The sequence below is a fragment of the Kiloniella spongiae genome (assembly GCF_001026905.1).
Taxonomy (GTDB): Bacteria; Pseudomonadota; Alphaproteobacteria; order Kiloniellales; family Kiloniellaceae; genus Kiloniella; species Kiloniella spongiae.
The window spans coordinates 266,850-287,655 of the sequence record NZ_LAQL01000006.1 but is presented as its reverse complement, the minus strand read 5'-3'; the positions used below and the strand labels follow the sequence as shown (position 1 = coordinate 287,655).

Sequence of the window (20,806 nt, the reverse complement as noted above, 5' to 3'; positions counted from 1 at the left end):
TAAACCCTGTTGGCTTGATCTTCTTCTATCTTTTTTTAAATTCCCGACATTTTTGGATCCGGCATTTCACTGCTGCCTTCTGGATCAAGTCCGATATCTAGCATATTGCCAATGGTACCAGGGTCAAGCGGCAGGTTGGACTCTTTCGCAAATAGTATGACTGACCAGACCAGGTATCTGAAGCCATACAGGTTGGAATCAAAAGTGAGTTTTTGTTCTCTGCTTTTTAAAGTTAGATGTAGGACACCTTTGGGTTTTTGATCACTATCTTTGTCTTTTACCGGACGCCCATAATATCGTAACTCTATGTTTTCTATATCTTTAAATTGAACTTTACGTTTTCTGAAATCTGTAATTTCAACTTGTTCGCTGTCCAGATTTACGTGTGTTCTGTGACGTCGGAATGAATGAAATCCAAAGACAATAAAGATAACAAGGATGGCGCCAAAACAGATCTGAGAAAAAGTGTTGTTCAGACCGTAAATCAATCCGCCAAGACCTATTGTTAAGCCAAAAACAGTTTTCAGGTAATCAAGATAAATATCAAAAAGGGGGTATTTGAAGCTCTGTGGGGCTATTTGGGGCACTGTATGGCTCTCTGGTTAGTTTTTTTCTCAATTAAACTTTTGATAAAAAGTGTTGTTTTGTGTGTGCCGTGAACATCTATTTTTATAGTTGAAATTGATTTTTGGACAACATCGTCTATTTTTCTCGCTAGATTTTCCGGTGTTAGGCCTGCTTCTGACAAAAGTGAGAGTGCACCCGCTTTTTCGAGTTTCTGTGCTCGATCTGTTTGCTCGCTCTGACTGTCGGCTGAAAAGGGAACGACAATCGCTGGCGTCTCAGTCATAAGCGTTTCCATAACAGTGTTATAGCCGGCCTGACTGATGGAAAGTTGAGATTTGGAGAGAAGTGCGCAAAAATCCGGGCGGTTTCGTTCAACAATCATACCCTCAGGTGCCCGCTTGACGATGTCGTTGAATTCTTGATCAGGCAGATTGGTTCCCAGAAGCAATAGCCAGGGCACATTGTTCAAAGTGGAGAGATTTTTGGCTTTTATGACCGCTTCAGCCAAGGGCAGAGCTACGGCCCCTCCACCTGCAGAAACGAGTACACCTTTTCTATCCTCTGGTGAACTGGTTCTATAACTGGGGTCTCGATTTTGGTCATGTTCAACGACGTAGCCTGTATAGATGATTTTATCTTTAATTTTTTCGGCAAGCGGAAAGCTATCTTCAAGGGGGATAAAATCAGGATCTCCATGAACCAGAACATGATCAATATCTTTTTTGACCCGATCAATAATCCACTCACTTTTACCCGGGGTTTTATGGGTTGTTAGGATGTCTCGGATAGAACTGATGACGGGGATGTTCATTGATTTCGCTAACGCGATCAGAGGATCCAACTCGAAACGCATCTGGCGTCTGCCAAAAGGAAACATTTCTATCAAAAGTACGTCTGGAGAAGCCTTGCGAAAAGCTGATAAAAGCATCTCTTTTCGATGTTCTTTCCACTCATCATCAACGATTGATCCATTAATATCCTTTAGAACCTTAAAACTGTTATCGGCTGCATGAAGTGCAGGAAGCTGAAAAAGTTGGGCTTTACCAATATCAAGGTAGGATACGGGGCGCCCTCCCGATGCAAAAAGTACCGACATGCCTGCTTTGTCCATGGTTTTGGCAAGTAAAGAAGCGCGTCTGAGGTGTCCGATACCCAGAAGATGTTGAACATAGATAAAAACATTAACGGTATCTTTTGGGATCTTCATTAGAGGGCTTCTTCGGAGGGGTTTGATAATTTTGTGGGTCTTGGGAAAAAATCAATAGACGATAACAAACTGATATTCATTGTTTTTACGCTGATTTTACCTGCTGAGGAAATCTGAAAAAGATGAGCGCAGTTATCTCTTATTTTTTCTTTTGGTTTGCCGCGCATGTCCCAGTTTGTTGCGGCGGCATAAAGCGCTCGTAGGACTCCTTTGTGAGACACAGAGACAATTGACTGATTTGATTTTGCAATTCTACCTAGAAAAGGTTTCAGGCGTTCTTGAACATCTCTGGGGCTTTCACCGTCAGGGGGGCACAGATCCAGCCCAAGCGCCTCCATTTTTTCCATTTCTGGCCCTAGCTTTTCTCTCAATTCGGGTAACCTTTGCCCTTCCCAATTTCCCCAAGACATTTCGATCAACAAAGGATCAGTTTTAAACTTCTTTCGTCCTAGCAGTTTGGCGGTTTCTTGAGCACGTTGCAAAGGGCTGACATACCAAGACACGTCCATCCATTCCTTTGGAAGTTGCCACTTTTTAACAGTCTCTATGCCTTGCCCAGAGAGGGAAATATCAGATCTTCCCTGCATTCGTTTCTCTGCATTCCAAACAGTTGGCCCATGTCTGAAGATTAATATTTCAGACATTCTTCAGAAACTTTTGTAATGGTTTATCATTAAGAATATTTGAAATAATTGTTGCCGTGTTTTCAGCGCCATTTGTATTTAGGCTGGAGGGTGGCTTTTGTTTGTTTTGTAATGTTTTTTCTATGTCTGTGGCGAGTTTTTCTGCTGTCAGGGTTTCTTCGTCCACGTAGGTGAGGGCGTTTTGTTCCGATAACAGTTTGGCCCTGAGTGTCTGTTCAGTTTCCAGACCACCCGAATAGGGAACAATGACGCGAGGGCACCCGGCGCGCAGGACTTCCATAACAGTGTTGTATCCACCCTGACTTATTGACAAGGCGCAATTTGCCAAAAGTGATGTAAAATCTGGCCTTGAGCGTTCAACAATCAAGTGGTTATCTGATTGCGCTTTGTATTTTTCGAACAGTTTTTCAGGCAGGCTGTGTCCGATGAGAATACGCCATCGTTTTTCTTTCAAAACACTTTGTTTTCTTGCTTCTAAAGCTGCTTCTATCAGACGCTCGCTTACAGCACCGCCACCAGTTGAAACCAGAACCTCATCAATACCATCCGTAGGGTGAGGAGTACCATCGACCTTTTCATCAACAACATAACCGCTATAGAGAATTTTATCGGCGATATCACGCGCGGGATGAAAGGTTTTGTCAAAGGGGATCAGGTTTTGATCGCCGTGAATCAAAACGTGATCAAAATGGATATCTACCCAAGCAAGCATTTCGGTAATACGTTCCGGTTTTGGTGCTTTGACGAGAATATCCCGAACGGATGAGACTATTTTACTGGAAAAACCAGACATTTTAGCGGCTTCGAGCAAAGGAATAAGCTCAAAACGCATTTGTCGACGGCCAAAGGGAAACATTTCCAACAACAAAAGTCGGGGCCTTGTGGCACGATAAATATCGACAAGATCTCTGGCCCTTTTGGCCTTAAAAACTTTATCAATTGGCTGATCGTGTTGATCCAGTAATTCTTTGAACAGGATACCATCAGAACGAACGGGATCGAGTTGATAAAACTGTGCATCGCCGGTGTCCAGCCCGGGTACATCCATACCGCCGGAAACAAAAGCAGCCGAAAGGCCAGCCTTATTCATAGCTCGGGTCAGGGTTGCGGCTCGTTTTTGATGTCCAATACCCAGAAGATGTTGAACATAAAAGAGAACGTCAATGCGGTTATCAGATCTCGTGGTTTCAGATGTCATTGTTATAGCGTCTTGTTTCTTTTGGCATAATCTAACAGGGGTAACCCAGGTTCAATATAGTCTTTTCTGGATGTTGCAAGGATTGCATCCAGGCGGTGTCCGGCTGTAGTTAAACTATGCATGGCTTCGACCTTTTCTGCGGCAGATTTTCCCATATCTCTGCGACGCACCGGGGCTGTAAGTAAACTTCTGAGCGCAGCGGCAAAGGCCACAGGATCTCCTGGTGTTGTCAGAATACCCGTTTCGCCATCTGAGACTACTGCAGGGACCCCCCCTGTTTTTCCTGCGATGACAGGTAATCCACCAGCCTGGGCTTCTAGAAATGCCAGACCATAAGCTTCGTTAACCGCAGGCCAGGTATAGATATCACACGCGGGAATGATTGTTGCTAGTTCTTCTGCAGCAAGCTGGCCTGTGTAGGTAATTTTGTTTTTTGGCACCCATACAAAGGTTGCTTCAACCTCAGATCTGGCTTGTCCATCCCCAACGATGATTAACTGCCAAGGTAAATCCGGCAGACCGCGCAAAGCTTTTGACAGGACTTTGTATGATTCCAGCTTGTCTCCGGGGCGCATCATGGCAATTGCCAGTAACCATTGCTTGTGTGGATCTAGCCCATATTGTTCAGCAGCAACCTTACGACACTGTGACCAGTTTTCTCGTTTTGCTATAATTGGATCGGGAACAATAAAGGGTGGCAGGGACCAGTTTCTGACAGTTTCTGGTAGGCAGTGCGTGTCATGCGGATTAAGGCTGATGACACATTCAGCCTGATTTACGGCTGAAACCACAGCTCGGTGACTTAAATCCCAAGGGCCATTGGCCCGTTTGTTGGCAATGGAGGCTTCTATAGGGATGTAGGGAATATTGAGCGCTTCACAGACAAGGGGACCTATCCAGTCAGGCGCTTTATAATAGAGATGATAGGTGACCCAAATATCTGGACGCTGGTTTTTTGGTTTTCCCCGGATTTTTTTTACATATCTTGCGGCAAGCTTTTCGCCAATATTCTTCAACCGGGCTTGGCGGTCTTTGTCGCCTGTTGAGTCTCTACTGCGCAGATGGGAAGCAATTTCAACGTCATGTCCCTGAGTTTCGAGAGCTTGGATCAGTAATCTGGCAACGTGACGATCGCCTGATGGCGTAGGGTGGCGGGGTGATTTTAAGGGGGCGTAAAAAGAAATCCGCATTTCTGTCGCCTGACTATTTTGCCGTGAACCGGTCAAAAAGCTGATCGATACCTTGTTTCATGGAAAACTCACCTCTTACGCGTTTTGCTCCGGCTTGCCCCAGTTTTTCCCTGAGTGAGGGATTTTCGATGAGCTTTTTGAGTGCAGCGCCTAAAGCATCCGGGTTTTCTTGTGAAACTAATAAACCTGTTTCATTGTTGATGATAAGTTCAGGTATAGCAGATATATCGGTTGAAAGGCAGGCCAGAGCCTGACTTTGTGCTTCCATAAGCACATTTGGCATCCCGTCGCGATCTCCATCTTCTGTGATTCTTGATGCTAAAACAAAAAGATCTGCTTTTCGATATTGCTCCAGAACCACTTCCTGAGGTTGCGCGCCCATCCAGGTGATTTTATCTGCGATGCCAAATAATTGGGCCTGATTTTTCAGGTCCTTGCTTAATGTTCCTCCACCGATATGAATGAAGTGCCAATGTAATGTTTGTGGTAAAGAGGAAAGAGCTTTTAAGAGATCGTCATATCCTTTTTTTGCAACGGCACGTCCAACGGATATCAGAGTTACGCTTTTATCTTCTGAGCTTCCGTCATTCCGGGAATGGTCATGAGCAGTTTTATTAAAACGATCAAAATCAAGACCGTGGTAGACTAGATCTACACGGCTTTTATTTTCGGTTAAGCCTCTTAAATAATCCACGTTGAATTTCGTGCAGGTCGCCAACCATTTAATGTCGGATAGCTTTTCCCGCAGTTCCCATTCCGGAGATGTCCATATATCCTTGGCATGGGCTGATCCGCACCAGGGAATATCCCTCATAAAGGATGCATAGCGTGTCACTGAAGATGGTGTATGCAAAAAATGCGCATAGAGCCAATCGATGTCTTCTGGTAACTCAGAAGCGAGAACGCAAGCTTGGGCAAAGCGTCTGATCCGATTTGGGGTTCGGTCGCGTTTTAGATCTTTGATGAAAAGGGAAAAGGCCCTTTGGTAGCCAGCCAGTTTTCGGACTTTCCACCAGCTTTTTAAGACTCGCAAAGGTTCTTGATAAGCATATTCAGGCAGGTAGCTAACGGGAGCCTTGATTTCTTGATGAATGGGATGCGTGGATGTGTCCGTGGGGTGGCGGAGAGAGACCAGTGAAAGATCCAGTCCGCGTTGTTCCAGCGCAAGAAGTTCCTGTGCGATAAAGGTTTCGGAAAGGCGCGGGTAACCCTTTAGGATTACGGTTATTTTTTTCATACCGTCGGACTATATCTCTTGTGCTTCTGCATGGTTTTCGAAGAGGTGTTTCTGATGAAGAACACGATTAAGCAGGTGAGGTTAATTTGTATTTGATAGTTTGTCGATCAATCCCAGTTTTGACAGCTTTGCCTTGAAACAGTTATCAGCAAGTTTGATGACGTTTTTCTGACCGTCAAGCAAACCTGGTACGACGACATCAGATGGTAGATGTTGCTGAGGTAAGTTCCTTAAGGCTGTTGCCATTTTTTGCGGATCGCGTTTGTCGTCATTTTCCAACATACGAACCAAACCGAGTTCCTGTGCGCGACTGGCCCGGATGTATTGTTCCATCCTGGGGACAGTTCTTGGAACGATGAGTGCGCGCTTATCATAGGAAAGAATCTCACAAAAAGTATTGTATCCCCCCATACCAACAATGCCGATGGCTCGATCGACCAGACTTTCGAATTGGGCATTAAAGGTTATGGCTTCAACATTAGGTAATTTGCTGGCACGGACCTGAAAATCATGCTGAAGATCACTATTCATAAAAGGCCCAAGGGCAATCAGCGCTGGATAAGGAAGATCTGGATCGTTTTCATAGGCGGAGATCACCCAATCAATAATTTCTTCGCCATCACCACCGCCGCCGACAGTCACGAGTAAGTAAGGTGTTTCTTCACCAATTTTTTCAAGTACAGGCATTGGTACATCGCTGCCACCGGTCCGACGTAGATAGCCAGTGTAGGTCATTTTCCGTTGGACTGACGGAGGAAGATCAATGCCGTCTAGGGGGTCACAAATTTGTGGAAGACCATAGATCCAGATGTCGTCATAGTATTCGGATAAGGCAGGTGCGGTGTTTTTGCGCTCCCACTCAGTAGAGAGAAGATCTGGATCATCCATGACATCTCTCAGGCCTAGTACACAAGGAGTGCCACGGTTTTTGAGCAAGCGTAATGTATCTTCCACTTCGCCTCTTAGTCCCAGAGGTTCTTTATCCACAATGAACAGATCCGGATCATAAAACTCTGCTGTATGCTTGATAATGGATGATCGGATGCTCAGGGTTTGTTCAATATCAATGTGTAGGTTGAGCGATGTGTAATCGCCATTTCTCAGTTTGATGACTCCGGGTATGCGGACAAAATCCACGCGGGCTTTAAACCCGAATGACCCAATGATTGGCGAGCCGGATAAAATCAAAACGGATAAGTTTTTATGTTCTTCTACCAGTGTATGGGCAATTTCCCGACAGCGGCGTAAATGGCCCAAGCCAAAGCTATCGTGACTATAGATCAGAACACGGGTGCTTTTATGATCATCAACGATGTGTGTACTGTCTTGTGTAATGGTTTTGCTCCCCTCGGTAATGCTGGCGACTATGCCACATTTCATTCCCAGGACCCAAGAAAGAATAATGCCAATAGAGCTTTTTGGTATAATTTTTCTTGGGTAGTTAAATTCAGATTAATGTAACTATATGTTATTAAAAATATTTTTGTCAGATAGATATGTTTAATAACATAATATATCCAATATTATTAAGCTAACATAGTCTCTCTATTCGAGTATTACACAACGAATAACAATGTGTTTATTACCGTGAGTTTACCTCTGTTCGCACTTCGGATAGGCTGGTTTTCTCAGGCGTTAAAAATTTGTGGGTAGTTTACTCAATAGAATTTAGGATTTATCTTGTAACCTGTTTGAAATACAGATGTATTGGCCGCGGTTTTAGTTTTATTAAGGCCGGGTGCGGGGGATTTGGGGCGCAATGGAACAAAGACTTTTCAAGTATATTTGGAAGCACAGTAGAAAAGATCAAATTAAAATTCTTTTCCTGGTGCTGGCATCCATGCCCTTTTATTTCCTTTCATTGGATTTACCAAAAAGCATCATAAATCGTGCTGTTGACTCTCAGAATTTCGCAGACATCAACTCTACTTTATCTTTCATGCGGTTTGAACTTCCTTTTGGAGAAGCAATCTTTGGTGAGAAAGTTGTTTTATTTGAAGGTTTTGATTTAACACAAATTGCGTTGTTGTTTGCATTGTGTTTTTCTTTTCTGGGACTTGTGCTGGTTAATGGGCTCTTTAAGTTTGTTATTAATACGTTGAAAGGCCAACTGGGCGAGCGGATGCTCCGGAGATTACGTTTCGAGTTGACCGATCGCATTCTGCGTTTTCCTGTTATGCATACGCGCCGTGTTAAACAGGCTGAAATTGCAACCATGCTCAAAGATGAAGTTGAACCTCTTGGTGGTTTTATTGGCGATGCGATTGTTACCCCGTTCTTTTTGGGCGGTCAGGCCTTAACGGCGTTGATCTTTATCATGGTTCAGAATGTTTGGCTGGGCGTTGTGGCGATGAGTATTGTTCTCGTACAAGCTTTTGTCATTCCCAAACTACGCAAACGTATTCTGGATCTTGGCCGTCAACGCCAAATGACTGCGCGGGCTTTGGCCGGGCGAGTCAGTGAATTGGTCGAAGGTGCCGTAGAAATCCAGTCTCACGATACCAGTAACTATGAACGTGCCGAGATATCAAATCGGCTCGGCAAGATTTTCAAAATTCGGTATGAAATCTATCAGCGAAAGTTTTTTGTTAAATTTTTGAATAATTTACTGGCACAAATAACACCCTTTATCTTCTATCTTGGCGGTGGGTATTTGGTCATTACCGGGCAGTTTGAAATTGGTACGCTTGTAGCCGTTCTTGCTGCCTACAAAGATTTGCCGCCTCCTATAAAAGATCTCATTAACTGGGATCAACAACGGAATGATGTCCAAATCAAATACGAGCAGGTTGCTGATCAGTTCCAGCCAAGCGGTATGATCGAGGCTGAAATGCAACAGCTTGAAGAGAAGCATAGCCCGCCGCTGACAGGTGATATTGTTGTCAGTAATCTTGGTCTTGTAGATGAAAATGAAAACAGGCTCCTGGAAGGCATCACTTTCACAGTTGGTGTTGATAAGAAAATTGCCGTTGTTGGAAATGCCAGCAGTGGGAAAGAATATTTAGGGTTGCTTCTGGCCAATCTGGTTAAGTCGTCTTCTGGATCGATGAAAATAGGGGGCAAGCCGATAGCACATCTGCCTTCTGCTATTACCGGACGTCGAATTTCTTACGTTAGCTCAGAAGCTTATCTCTTTCCCATGTCTGTTATGGATAATCTTTTTTATGGGTTACGGAACTGGATGATCAAAGATCCAGCCTGCCTTTCTAATTCTGAGGCTGAACTTCTTAGGGAAAAACAAGAAGCTCTTAGGACAGGAAATATCGCCTTAAACCCGGATGGTGAGTGGATTGATTTTACCTCTGCAGGGATAAATGATCCGGCTGAATTGGTCCCTCGCGTAACAGAAGTATTGCGCGCCGTTGATTTTGCAGAAGATGTTTATCTCTTTGGTTTGAGCGGCATCGTAGATAGTGAAAATCGCCCGGATATTGCAGAGAGTATTCTGGGAGCCAGGATTGCATTGAAAGAGCATTTGAAAACGACTGGTGACGAAGATCTTGTTATCGCATTTGATCCTGAGAAATATAACAATAATGCGACTTTACGTGAAAATTTATTATTCGGAACACCACGTAAAAAACAGTACGCAGGAAATAATCTTTTAGCGATGCCTATCTTGCGTGAGGCTGTCAAAGAGGCTGATTTAAGAGACAGTATCTATAATATGGGTCTTTCTATTGCCCGAACCATGGTTGAACTGTTTATGGGCCTTCCTCCGTCTCATCAGTTCTTTGAACAATTCAGCTTTATCTCTGCTGACGATCTGCCGGAATTCGATAAGATTGTAAAACGAGCCGACAAAAGTAACTTCTCTGATATTTCGGATTCTGACCGTGAAGCTTTGATGTACCTACCTTTCGATTATGTTGAGGCCCGTCATCGTCTTGGGCTCGTGACGGAAGACGTTGAAGCAAAAATTTTGAAGGCCCGTAAGATATTTGCCGAAAAACTGGAAAGTCGTGATCCGGATGCCGTCGAGTTTTACGATCCGGATAACTATAACTCAGCGGCAAGTATTCAGGATAATATCCTCTTTGGCCGCTTGGCTTATGGCCGAGCTGAAGCAGGTGCGACTATCGGGCGGGTGATGACAGAACTTCTGGATGAATTGGGATTGCGGTCAGAGGTTATAGAGGTGGGGCTTGAATTTAATGTCGGCATTGCTGGAAATCGTTTGAGCAGTGTTCAGCGGCAAAAGCTGGCCCTGGCACGCTCGCTCATTAAACGCCCAGATCTTCTCATTTTAAACGAAGCAGCGGCAATTATGGATTCACAAAGCCAGATCAGATTGGTGTCATCTATCATGGAAGCCCAGGAAGATCGTGGCGTTTGCTGGACATTGCAGAGGGCAAGCCTGTCGCAACACTTTGAATATGTTATAGTTATGCAGAATGGAAAAGTTGTCGAAAGTGGCAGTTTCGACGAACTGAACAAAGAGGGTAAAGTTTTAAAAAGCCTTATTGATGACGAATAGAGGTACAAAACTAACCAAAAAAACTAACGCAAAAACTACCACGAGAAACAGAGTAAGTGGGGAAGCAGGGTAAATGTCTATCGAACAAGAAGTTGAAGTGCTAAAGAATATTCCGCTCTTCGCAAATATTGATCCTTCCAGATTAAAGCTTATGGCCTTTGCAAGTGAACGCCTGATTTTCAAAGAGGGAAAAGAGCTTTTCCATCAGGGAGATGCGGGGGATGCGGCTTATATCTTTATCGAAGGTGAAGCCGATGTCATTGTTGATACGGATGATGGTCCTCTTGTTGTTGCTTCTTTTGGGAAAAATGACTTTGTTGGTGAAATTGCTATTCTTTGTGATGTACCAAGGACGGCGACTGTTAAAGCCACGTCGGAACTCATTACATTAAAAATTACCAAAGAGCTTTTCTTTAATATGGTGATGGATTTCCCGGAAATGGGTGTGGAAGTTATGCGGGTGCTTGCGCACCGCATTGATCATACGACCAGTCAATTAACAGAGGCCCGAAACGTCTTGGCTGAAAAAGCAGGCTAGAACTTTGACTATATTTAGAAGTTTAAGATGATATTTCTTTTACTCTTAAATCGCCTTTAATCTTGATATTTATGCACAGCTTAATTTCAACTTGGCTCTTCTATCGCTAACCTATTATCCTTCACTTAAATACAGTGTCGGAGTAGCTGAATTTTCAGCTCGATCTCTATTTTTTAAGCTAGAGAGAGCTGTGTGATCAGTTCTTTGGTTTAAGACTTAGGATTTTGTAACCGACATGAGAAAAGCTATAAACGACATGTGGAAATCAGATGTCGATATCGACGATATTTGGAACATGATCAGATGGCTTTTCCCAACCACGTGTGTGCCTAACAACTTCAAAGTTTTTCAAAGCAGATTTCAGACTTTGGGTGGCAAGTATGTGATCCAAACGCCATCCATAGTCTTTCTCAAAGGAAGGTTTATAGCGATAGCCCCACCAGCTGTAGAGAGGCTGGTCTTCAGGAATAAAATGACGACCAACGTCAATTAAGTCGCCTGATTTTCTAAGTTTTGCCATCAGCTCACTTTCTAATGGCGTGTGTCCAACAGATTTAAGGAGCTTTTTGTGGTTCCAAACATCCTTTTCCAACGGAGCGACATTTAGGTCACCAACAAGGATCAGTTTTTTCTCTTTAACGTCTGGTTTTTTGGCCCATTTGGACATTTCTTTGAGGAACTGGAGCTTATGAGCAAATTTGTCATTTTGTTCCGGGTCCGGAATGGGGCCGCCTGAAGGAACATAAAAATTATGAACTTCGAGGCCATTATTTAACGCAATGGCGATATGTCTACGGTCATCTTTCCCACACCAGATTATCTTTTCATGATTTTTAACGGTGTTTTTGCAAAGAATCGCGACGCCGTTATAACTTTTTTGTCCATGGAAAAATACTTCTTCGTAACCCATTGATTTTATATCATGTAATGGGAATTCGCTATCTTGAACTTTAGTTTCTTGTAAACAGAGAACATCGGGTTTGTGACTATCTGTAAAATCTTTAAGATGGCCTAAACGTTGTCTGACGGAGTTAATGTTCCAGGTAGCAATACGAAGCGTCATTAATTTATTCCATATACGAAACAAGTTTATTCCGTATTCGATATGAATTTGTTTCGTATATGGAATAAATGATTGGTTTTATTTCTGATGCGAAATGAGATCAAACTATTATTAAATTAAAACCTCAGGTGAAGAACATTAAAGATTCTATCACATAGATTTCAAAAATAAAAGAAAGGAACACCTGATTGGGGGGATAACCAGGTGTTCCCGCTTCTTCGCAGAGTTTCAAGGAACCAGAGGGGGGATTCCAGTTCCTTTAACGTCGCCAGGAGTGAGGTAGGAGGCGACGTGATTCTAAGATAAGCCATCTAGTGGGGATTTCAATGAACCTGTGGATAAAATTTAAGTTACAGGACTTTATTCATAAAATAAGAGGTATTTTTGGAATATAACCCTAATTATGAAGATAATTTGTCGTTTAAATTGAAAGTATTTGTCGGGACTCCACAGAAAACAAAGAATTATAAAACAATGCTCTCGACGTATATCCTAGAAAAGGATCCCTACAAAAGCAATCTAAGCTAGAAGGCTTGATCCTTAAAGACATCCAGCCCTTAAGAAAATTCTCTTTCTCGCTCTCTTACAGCATCCCCGAAGGCTTTGAATATAGCTTTTGATGTATTGTTATCATTCGCTCTGTATTCCGGATGCCATTGAACGCCGAGAACAAAAGACTGTTGTTCTGGCATAGAGATAGCTTCCACAGTACCGTCCTTTGCAACGGCGTCAGCGATCAGTCCCTCACCAAGTTGGTTTATCGCTTGATAATGGAGTGAGTTTACCTTTGTTTCGTTGCTCTTAAGTATATTAAACAAACACCCATGCTCTGCGATGGAGATAGAATGGTTTGGACCATAATCAATTTCCATGTCCTTAGTATCGGGGCTGCTATGATCCATGCGTCCGGGGATATCACTGACCTGTGGATACAAACTGCCGCCCAAAGCAACATTTAATTCTTGGAAACCTCTACAAATTGCTAAAATAGGTATTTCTTGTTTAAGGGCTTCTTTTATCAAAGCAAAGGTTGTCTGATCCCGCATGGGGTCATACGGCTCTGCTTCGGGGGAAGGTGGTGTATTATAACGATCAGGGTGAACATTGCTGGCACTACCGGTTAGCATGATGCCATCCAATCTTGAGACTAGCTTTGGTATATCCAATAAGTCACCAAGAGCTGGAACGATTACAGGCATTATACGTGATGATACAGCAACCGCGCGTAAATACTTATCATCAACAGCGTGGTAAGGTTTGGGTGTATCTGCTTTGTACAGGCAGGCTGATACACCGACAATTGGTAATACTGAATTGGTCATTGGACTTATAGATCAAATATGTTCATGAAAACTTGATTTGTGATGGTACTGTTTACGCTATTGAGTGCAAGCTTGTTCTGACTTCCAGAAAGTAATTGGGAAAATAAACAAAAAGACAATAATGAGAACGAGGATCAGGGTATGAGTTTAGTGATGTGTGATATATAGATGGAAAATTTAGTAACAACTTTGTTGGCTTATAAAGGAGGGCTTGTTTTTTTATGGCTCTTATTTCTTTTTGTATTTGAGAGAGCTTTTCCTGCGGTGCCTTTGAGTTCGCGCGGTGAATGGCTAGAGAAGTATTTCCCCATCAGGGTTCGGCGAAATATAGGCTTATGGTTTTGTAATCTATTCCTGTCCCCATTTGTTGTTATTCCGCTGACTGCTTGGGCAACGTCACACATCATTGGTTGGCGACCGGAATTTTTGTCTGGTAATGCGGGGATTATATTTGATCTTATTCTTTTGGATGTTTTGATTTATTGGTGGCATCGTCTCAATCATGAAATACCCTTTCTCTGGCGCTTTCATGAAATACATCATTTGGATACAAATTTGGATACGACTTCAGCGCTTCGTTTTCACTTTGGTGAGGTTTTGTTGTCTGCATTAATGAGAGTATTTATTGTTGTAATTTTTGATATTCCTTTGATATCGATCATTATATTCGAAATTATTTTATTGATTTCAACGCTCTTCCATCATTCTAATGTGCGCTTGCCAGGTCCGTTTGAGAAGGCTTTATCGCTGGTCATTGTTACGCCAGCTATTCATTGGGTACACCATCATGCACTTCGTGATGACACGGATAGTAACTATGGAACGGTCTTCAGTTTTTGGGACAAGATTTTTCGCTCCAAAAGCAAGACGCAAAGAACGGTTGGTATGGCGATTGGCGTTGAAGGAGCACAAGACAAAGCACTCCTTCAGTTATTAATAAGGCCTTTTAAAAAGAGGAATCTCTAAACAGCTTATTTTAAACAGCTTATTTTTCTGGATTTTGTCTTTTTAAATCGAGATCATCAGTTTTAAAAATGTCTTCATCAATTGTGGTATCATAGACAGGGTTTATCAGTGATACCTGAGTTGTGATTCCTTGAGCATCCACGACTTCCCATTTTCTCAAAGAAATAGGATTATCACTGAATAGCAATGTCATCTGTGTGCCGTCTGACTCGCCTTCTGCTTTTAATTCAAGTTGAATTGTGCTGTCGGATTCCTGGGCACTAAGAATTTGAATATCTTTGTGCAGCTCGACTTTTTCGCGAATTAAAAACCACAGCGGTGTTTTCCAAAGGGGAAGATAAGTTGATTGTTTTAGTTTTTTATCGAAATAAAGCAGGGTTGCGCCATTGGCAATCATGATAATTGGAACCGGAGGATCATATTCAAAACGCATTTGTCCTGGCCGCTGGATGCTTACTTTTCCTTCAGACAGGCTGCCATTACTGGATATTTGTATAAAGCGTGCTGAAACTGATTTCAGATCATTTAAATAGCCTTCTACGCGACGAACGATAGATACTTCGTCAGGGGAGAGGCCTGTTAGACCGTTGGGTTCATTTGAAATATTTGAATCTGCATAAGCTAGTGACTTTGTGAACCAAGGCGATCCTGCGAACACAGATAATGTTAAGGTAAGTATTAGCAAGGTTTTTGCTGAAAATATTTGGGTAATCTTGACCAAGATTTGATCCTTATAAATCAATAATTCAATAATATGTTTGTGCGTTATGTTGCGATTGAAAACAAGGCCGTATCTCTACGTATTCTGAACTCCCCTGTCCTCAATTCACTTTTGTTTTTTATTCATCTCGGTCTGGCACCAGAACTTCACGTTTCCCAACGTGATTAGCTGATGAAATAACGCCTTCATCTTCCATTCGTTCGATGATTGTTGCGGCTCTGTTATACCCGATTTGAAGGCGTCGTTGAACGTAGCTGGTAGAGGCTTTTCGACTCTTGATAACTTCTGCAACAGCTCTGTCATAAAGCTCGTCTGCTTTACTGCTGTTCCCGCCGCTACTAGATGGAGCTGTGGCGTCAAAATCGGGGCCTTCGGAATCTTCAGTGGTTACTGATTCGATATAATTCGGCATGGCCTGCTTTTTCAACCAGTTTACAACTTCTTCGACTTCTTCATCGGTGACCAATGGGCCGTGGACACGCTGAATTCTGCCACCCTGTCCCATATAAAGCATGTCACCTTGCCCGAGAAGCTGTTCTGCGCCCTGTTCGCCAAGGATCGTACGGCTGTCAATTTTTGACGTGACATGGAAGCTGATGCGGGTCGGGAAGTTTGCTTTGATTGTACCGGTGATAACATCAACAGACGGACGCTGTGTGGCCATCATAATATGGATGCCGGCGGCACGGGCCATTTGTGCAAGTCGTTGAATCGCAGCCTCAATGTCCTTGCCAGCCACAAGCATAAGATCGGCCATTTCATCGACAACAACGACGATGTAGGGCAGGGCATTCATATCGAACGGTTGTTCTTCGTGGATAGGCTGCCCGGTTTCTGGGTCAAATCCCGTCTGAACCTTTCTTGTTAGAATTTCACCATTCTTGCGTGCTTCTTCCATTCGGGCGTTGTACCCGTCGATATTCCTTACACCTAGCTTGGACATAGCGCGATAACGGTCTTCCATTTCACGTACGGTCCATTTCAGAGCAACCACAGCCTTTTTAGGTTCAGTGACCACAGGTGCCAATAGATGGGGGATATTGTCGTAGACAGAGAGTTCCAACATTTTAGGATCAATCATGATGAATTTACATTCATCTGGCGTAAAGCGATATAACAAGGAAAGAATCATGGCATTTACGGCCACTGATTTACCAGAGCCTGTTGTACCTGCAATCAGCAAATGGGGCATCCGGGCAAGATCTACGATGGATGGAATGCCACCGATATCTTTACCAAGTATGATGGGGAGCTTGCCTTTGTCTTTATCGTAGTCGCTGGATCCCATTAGCTCTTGCAAATAGACGGTTTGCCTTTTGCTGTTTGGTAGCTCAATACCAATCGTTGTTGAACCAGGAACAACGGCGACACGTACGGAAATTGCTGACATTGATCGGGCAACATCGTCGGCAAGACCAACAACCCGGCTTGTTTTTGTGCCTGGGGCTGGTTCTAGTTCATATCGTGTGACAACTGGGCCAGGTCGTATTGTAACGATCTCTCCTTTGACGCCAAAATCATCAAGAACGGTCTCTAGCAAGCGTGCCGTTTTTTCTAACGCGTCTTTACTTAAGCTGTTTTTACCTGAATCGCTTGGGGTATCATTGAGTATGGAAATCGGCGGTAGTTCATATTCACCGTCAACGGTTTCCAGATTGAGACGCCCTTGCTCTTCTGCCTTGATACGTTTACTTGGTTTAGTCGCTTTGGCAGATGTTTCAACGCGTGCATTGGTGATTTTTTCTTCTTCAAGAGTCGGTTCAATCCGATCTTTCTTTGCGCGTCTGCGGATTGCCTGATCTCGTTTGCCACGAATATCAGGCATTTCATCTTCTTCATCGCGGTTTCTTTTAAAGGGGTTGGGCGCGCTGAAGATATGTTTGATTTGACTTGTTGCGGAAAAGCCAAACTTTAATCCACGTCCGATTGTTAGCCATTCTTCTTTTCTGAGGGCGACAGCATAAAGGAAAAGAGGAATGGCAATAAGGAATGAAACGAGAGAAATGACCCAGGATAAATCACCTAGATAAGGTTGAGACTCGTTAAGGGCTAATTGACCAAATGCGCCACCTAGATTGGATGTTTGGCCTTGGCCTAGCCAGCCCTCTGCCTGTGGGAGCCCTGCAGACGTAACGAAGAGCGCGATGATCAATAGGGGGAGTGTTAAGGTTCTGAGCCAGGGGTGGCTGAGGCTGTGATCTTTAAAGCATCTCCAGCACCAGGCCGCGAGTATAAGGGGTAAGCAATATACGGATAAGCCGACAAACGGCAGCATAAAGCTCGCGATTTGAGCGCCGTAGATACCTAACAGATTCTCAACAATGCTATCTGTGGCTCTGTTAAAGCCCGGATCTGTAGGGCTATAGGTCACGAAAGACAGGAATAGCGCGATTCCTGTAAGCAACAGTATAACGCCTAGGCATTCTATAAGTCGTTTTTGAAAAAAAACGCCAGTGCCCTGTGGAAGCAGTTGAACTTTATCCGATTTGGCTGATCGTGCCATTAACTACTAGCTCCCAAATCTTTGGTTTCTGAGTTCTTCATTGTTTCGAGCAGGTTACGAATACTTTCGAGAGCCTTTTCCATAAAATCAGAATTATACACAAGGGCAAGGCGAATATAGCGATCCCCAGGTGATGAACCCGTACTGTTGGCATGACTCATATAGGCGCCGGGCATGACACGGATACCAGCTTCCTGCCAAAGTCTTTTGGTAACTTCTATACCATCACCAACTTCCAGCCATAAACAAAAGCCGCCTGCGGGAATCTCCACAGGAACACTTTTCCCGAGGATTGTCTGCGCAAGGTCGAAATTTTTCTTATAGAGTGCTCGGTTAACCTCAACGTGTTCTTCGTCTTGCCATAGCCGTGTTCCTGCGGCCTGAACGGGAATAGGAACGCCTGCGCCGCCAACCTGACAGGTGGTGTTAATCATGGAAATCCATTTTTCATCGCCGGCAATAAAGCCGCAACGAAGGCCAGCTGCACTGGATCGTTTGGAAAGAGAATGAAAAACCAGAATATTGGCCAAGGGATCAGGTTGAGAGCTGCCTGGAAAATTTGTTTCCAGTTCTGCTGCTATTTCTCCAGCTATTTCTAAAGCTGAATGTGGTGCAGTATCGGTATAAATTTCGGCGTAACACTCATCAAAAACGACGACGAAATTGTACTTACAAGCCAGTGAGATCAGGTCTTTTATACGTTGTGGATCTGCGACAGCCCCTTCGGGATTTGAGGGACTGCAGAGCACGCAAAGCTCGGTTCGCTTTAAAATATCTTCGGGAACTGTTGTGTAATCGGGCAGGTAACCGCTTTCTTTGGTTGCACTGACGGTTACAACTTCTGCTGCGGCTGCGGCTGCGGCCCCCGTGTAAACATGATAGCAGGGGTTGGGGGTCAGGAATACAGGAGCTTCTTCACCTTTTTTGGGTGTTGAGAGCACTGTGAGGGCTGTCATAAAAAGCCCCTCGCGCGTGCCGGGTACAGCTAAGATATGTCTGGTTGGATCGATAAAATTTGTTGGTAGATTGTATCGTTTTTCCAGCCAATTAGCGCTGGTAGAAAGATATGCTGGTGTCCCTTTTGAGAGAGGGTATTTTGACCAGCCTTTAGCTGCTTTTTCTATTTCTTCGGTAACAAAATCGGGTGGTTGTGTCTGCGGTTCACCAATTGAAAGGTTGATCACCTGTCCATCTTCCAGGCAAGAGCGCCCGACAGGAAGGTCTTCTAGCAGGGCGCGAAGACGGGTAAAGGGATGAAATTCCTGTAATTTTTGGCGGTCAACAAACTGGCGGGTAATCACGTGAACTCTTAACCTCAGACTCTTTAATGTTTTAATCAGCAGTAAATTGATTTTAATTAATGTAACTAAATACCAATTCGGGCAAGAGCGTGGCTAGAGAAAAGAAATTTTTTTGCCGTTTAATAAAAAGACCGCCTATCACGAGGGTGTGATAGGCGGCAAGTTAAGGCCCTACTAGGAAAGAGCTCGGATAGCGGTCTGTAGGGCCTAAGGAGGATGAGACGTACCGGAAAAGGGATTAACCGGATGCCGCGCCTCAGGTGATTTCGCGATAGGTTGCGAAATCACCAGCTTCAGTGGAGAGACTGAAAACGTTAGACGAGTTTCTGTGAACCTCGTCCAAATTCTGGATAGGCTTCCAAACCTAATTCGCTGACATCAAGGCCGTTGTATTCCTCTTCTTCGGAAACCCGAATGCCAACGGTCATTTTGAGCAGAAGCCAAAGGCCGGTGCTGCAGATAATGGTGAAGGCGCCAATGGCAATAATGCCTGTTAGTTGTGAAACAAAAGTTCCAGAGCCAAAAATTCCAACAGCCAGCGTTCCCCATATTCCTGCGCAAAGATGCACAGGAATTGCACCGACAACATCGTCAATCTGCAAGCTATCAAGTAACGGAACGGCAAAGACAACAATCGCACCGCCTATACCGCCAATGATAATGGCCATATATGCATGGGAAACATCGGGTCCTGCCGTGATCGCGACTAAACCGGCTAAAGCACCGTTGAGAGCCATTGTGAGATCGATTTTTTTGTAGAGAAGTTGCGTCAGGATCATGGCGACCACAACACCAGCAGAGGCTGCGATGTTTGTGTTCACAAAAACAATAGCCATGGCAACGGCATCTGCTGCAGATCCAAGCGCAAGCTGTGATCCACCGTTAAATCCAAACCATCCCATCCACAGAATGAATGTTCCGAGTGTTGCGAGTGGTAGATTGGATCCGGGGATTGGTTTGACTCGACCATCTGCTGAGAATTTACCTTTGCGTGGGCCTAGCACAATTGCACCAGAAAGGGCTGCCCATCCGCCGACTGAGTGAACGATGCTTGATCCGGCAAAGTCACTAAAGCCAAGCTCGGTCAACCAGCCACCACCCCAGCTCCAGGAAGCCTGTATTGGGTAGATAATGGCGGTTAGAACCGCAATGAATAACATAAATGGCCAGAATTTTATGCGTTCGGCCAGTGTGCCAGAAACAATAGACGCGGTTGCGGCGACGAAGACCATCTGAAAGAACCAGTCAGACATAACGGAATAGCCGTTTGATGTGACAGCGGTTATCAACTCTTCGGTGCTGGTTTCTGCGGAAAGCAGAGCGACTTCTGTGTCGCCTGAATCGTAGAAAAAGCTGAAGGTTCCTATGAAGCCGCCTTCGTCTACGCCAACATATAAAAGATTATAGCCAACGAGATAAAACATAAGCCCTGCAATAGAATAAAGGGCAATGTTCTTCAGACAGATTGCGGCGGTGTTTTTACTGCGAACCAAACCTGCTTCAAGCATGGCAAAGCCTGCTGCCATCCACATGACGAGGACACCATTTACCAAAAAAGAAAATGTATTGAAGACAAAGGCAGTTTCTTCTGTCACCGCAGCATGTGCAGGTGCGGTGAGTGTAAGTGATGAAGCAGCGATCGCAAAAAGTGCGATAGTACTTTTGCGGGCTTTTTGTAGGGAGCTGAGAAAGCTGGACATTGTTTCTTCCATTATTAGCGTTCTGGGACTGATCTTCTAGTTCCAAGAAACGTGCCAACTTTTAAAAAAAATAATATTGTTTAATTTCAAATAGATATATGTTGTATATGGCACTTTAGAGTGGATTCAAATTGTGCAATGCAAAATAATTTATGTCTAAATTTTAATCACA

General features: G+C 43.9%; 16 protein-coding genes. 3 read left to right on the top strand and 13 right to left on the bottom strand.

Annotation, left to right across the window (positions count from 1 at the left end; genetic code table 11):
* Positions 1–35: 35 nt before the first annotated feature.
* The 7 genes from WH96_RS10300 to WH96_RS10270 form a co-directional block, all read right to left on the bottom strand.
* Positions 36–587 (bottom strand): hypothetical protein, encoded by a 552-nt coding sequence (locus WH96_RS10300; protein WP_047764057.1) that lies wholly within the window; start codon positions 585–587, stop codon positions 36–38.
* Positions 575–1,774, bottom strand: a complete 1,200-nt coding sequence (locus tag WH96_RS10295; protein WP_047764056.1) for a glycosyltransferase family protein — start codon at positions 1,772–1,774, stop codon at positions 575–577. The genes WH96_RS10300 and WH96_RS10295 overlap by 13 nt, the downstream gene beginning before the upstream one ends.
* Entirely contained in the window at positions 1,774–2,418 is a 645-nt protein-coding gene (locus WH96_RS10290; protein WP_047764055.1) for a histidine phosphatase family protein, read from the bottom strand. The genes WH96_RS10295 and WH96_RS10290 overlap by 1 nt, the downstream gene beginning before the upstream one ends.
* Positions 2,411–3,616 (bottom strand): glycosyltransferase family protein, encoded by a 1,206-nt coding sequence (locus WH96_RS10285; protein ID WP_047764054.1) that lies wholly within the window; start codon positions 3,614–3,616, stop codon positions 2,411–2,413. The genes WH96_RS10290 and WH96_RS10285 overlap by 8 nt, the downstream gene beginning before the upstream one ends.
* A 2-nt stretch (positions 3,617–3,618) precedes the next feature.
* Positions 3,619–4,806, bottom strand: coding sequence for a glycosyltransferase family 4 protein (locus tag WH96_RS10280; RefSeq protein ID WP_047764053.1), 1,188 nt, complete (start codon positions 4,804–4,806; stop codon positions 3,619–3,621).
* 13 nt (positions 4,807–4,819) lie between these two features.
* Positions 4,820–6,043: a glycosyltransferase family 4 protein gene (locus tag WH96_RS10275; RefSeq protein ID WP_047764052.1), complete on the bottom strand. Its 1,224-nt coding sequence runs from the start codon at positions 6,041–6,043 to the stop codon at positions 4,820–4,822.
* Between the two features lie 81 nt (positions 6,044–6,124).
* Positions 6,125–7,423, bottom strand: a complete 1,299-nt coding sequence (locus tag WH96_RS10270; RefSeq protein ID WP_218045032.1) for a glycosyltransferase family protein — start codon at positions 7,421–7,423, stop codon at positions 6,125–6,127.
* Between the two features lie 379 nt (positions 7,424–7,802).
* Between WH96_RS10270 and WH96_RS10265 the strand changes: the two genes are divergently transcribed.
* Both WH96_RS10265 and WH96_RS10260 read left to right on the top strand, forming a co-directional pair.
* Positions 7,803–10,520 (top strand): ABC transporter transmembrane domain-containing protein, encoded by a 2,718-nt coding sequence (locus WH96_RS10265; protein ID WP_047764051.1) that lies wholly within the window; start codon positions 7,803–7,805, stop codon positions 10,518–10,520.
* A 73-nt stretch (positions 10,521–10,593) separates the two neighbouring features.
* The gene (locus WH96_RS10260) at positions 10,594–11,058 is read left to right on the top strand and encodes a cyclic nucleotide-binding domain-containing protein (RefSeq protein WP_047764050.1); all 465 of its coding nucleotides are present in this window, start codon (positions 10,594–10,596) and stop codon (positions 11,056–11,058) included.
* A 265-nt stretch (positions 11,059–11,323) separates the two neighbouring features.
* Here WH96_RS10260 and xth read toward each other — a convergent pair whose 3' ends face one another.
* Positions 11,324–12,121 (bottom strand): exodeoxyribonuclease III, encoded by a 798-nt coding sequence (gene xth / locus WH96_RS10255; protein WP_047764049.1) that lies wholly within the window; start codon positions 12,119–12,121, stop codon positions 11,324–11,326.
* Positions 12,122–12,678: 557 nt separating this feature from the next.
* Positions 12,679–13,443 (bottom strand): gamma-glutamyl-gamma-aminobutyrate hydrolase family protein, encoded by a 765-nt coding sequence (locus WH96_RS10250; protein WP_047764048.1) that lies wholly within the window; start codon positions 13,441–13,443, stop codon positions 12,679–12,681.
* A 168-nt stretch (positions 13,444–13,611) separates the two neighbouring features.
* Between WH96_RS10250 and WH96_RS10245 the strand changes: the two genes are divergently transcribed.
* A complete protein-coding gene (locus tag WH96_RS10245) occupies positions 13,612–14,409 on the top strand; it encodes a sterol desaturase family protein (protein WP_047764047.1) in 798 nt (265 codons plus the stop codon).
* Positions 14,410–14,428: 19 nt separating this feature from the next.
* Here WH96_RS10245 and WH96_RS10240 read toward each other — a convergent pair whose 3' ends face one another.
* The 4 genes from WH96_RS10240 to amt form a co-directional block, all read right to left on the bottom strand.
* Positions 14,429–15,130: a LolA family protein gene (locus WH96_RS10240; protein WP_053005829.1), complete on the bottom strand. Its 702-nt coding sequence runs from the start codon at positions 15,128–15,130 to the stop codon at positions 14,429–14,431.
* 118 nt (positions 15,131–15,248) lie between these two features.
* Positions 15,249–17,633, bottom strand: a complete 2,385-nt coding sequence (locus tag WH96_RS10235) for a DNA translocase FtsK (RefSeq protein WP_047764046.1) — start codon at positions 17,631–17,633, stop codon at positions 15,249–15,251.
* Complete coding sequence (locus WH96_RS10230; RefSeq protein ID WP_047764045.1) at positions 17,633–18,934, bottom strand: aminotransferase class I/II-fold pyridoxal phosphate-dependent enzyme; 1,302 nt, start codon at positions 18,932–18,934, stop codon at positions 17,633–17,635. The genes WH96_RS10235 and WH96_RS10230 overlap by 1 nt, the downstream gene beginning before the upstream one ends.
* A 314-nt stretch (positions 18,935–19,248) precedes the next feature.
* The gene (amt, locus tag WH96_RS10225; protein ID WP_047764263.1) at positions 19,249–20,634 is read right to left on the bottom strand and encodes an ammonium transporter; all 1,386 of its coding nucleotides are present in this window, start codon (positions 20,632–20,634) and stop codon (positions 19,249–19,251) included.
* Positions 20,635–20,806: the final 172 nt, after the last annotated feature.

Excerpts from the sequence above, each read along its gene's own strand:
- WH96_RS10290 (WP_047764055.1), bottom strand. The coding sequence starts at position 2,418 with ATGTCTGAAATATTAATCTTCAGACATGGGCCAACTGTTTGGAATGCA.
- WH96_RS10275 (WP_047764052.1), bottom strand. The coding sequence starts at position 6,043 with ATGAAAAAAATAACCGTAATCCTAAAGGGTTACCCGCGCCTTTCCGAA.
- amt (WP_047764263.1), bottom strand. The coding sequence starts at position 20,634 with ATGTCCAGCTTTCTCAGCTCCCTACAAAAAGCCCGCAAAAGTACTATC.
- WH96_RS10285 (WP_047764054.1), bottom strand. The coding sequence starts at position 3,616 with ATGACATCTGAAACCACGAGATCTGATAACCGCATTGACGTTCTCTTT.
- WH96_RS10295 (WP_047764056.1), bottom strand. The coding sequence starts at position 1,774 with ATGAAGATCCCAAAAGATACCGTTAATGTTTTTATCTATGTTCAACAT.
- WH96_RS10280 (WP_047764053.1), bottom strand. The coding sequence starts at position 4,806 with ATGCGGATTTCTTTTTACGCCCCCTTAAAATCACCCCGCCACCCTACG.
- WH96_RS10265 (WP_047764051.1), top strand. The coding sequence starts at position 7,803 with ATGGAACAAAGACTTTTCAAGTATATTTGGAAGCACAGTAGAAAAGAT.
- WH96_RS10270 (WP_218045032.1), bottom strand. The coding sequence starts at position 7,423 with ATGAAATGTGGCATAGTCGCCAGCATTACCGAGGGGAGCAAAACCATT.
- WH96_RS10250 (WP_047764048.1), bottom strand. The coding sequence starts at position 13,443 with ATGACCAATTCAGTATTACCAATTGTCGGTGTATCAGCCTGCCTGTAC.
- WH96_RS10260 (WP_047764050.1), top strand. The coding sequence starts at position 10,594 with ATGTCTATCGAACAAGAAGTTGAAGTGCTAAAGAATATTCCGCTCTTC.
- WH96_RS10245 (WP_047764047.1), top strand. The coding sequence starts at position 13,612 with ATGGAAAATTTAGTAACAACTTTGTTGGCTTATAAAGGAGGGCTTGTT.
- WH96_RS10235 (WP_047764046.1), bottom strand. The coding sequence starts at position 17,633 with ATGGCACGATCAGCCAAATCGGATAAAGTTCAACTGCTTCCACAGGGC.
- xth (WP_047764049.1), bottom strand. The coding sequence starts at position 12,121 with ATGACGCTTCGTATTGCTACCTGGAACATTAACTCCGTCAGACAACGT.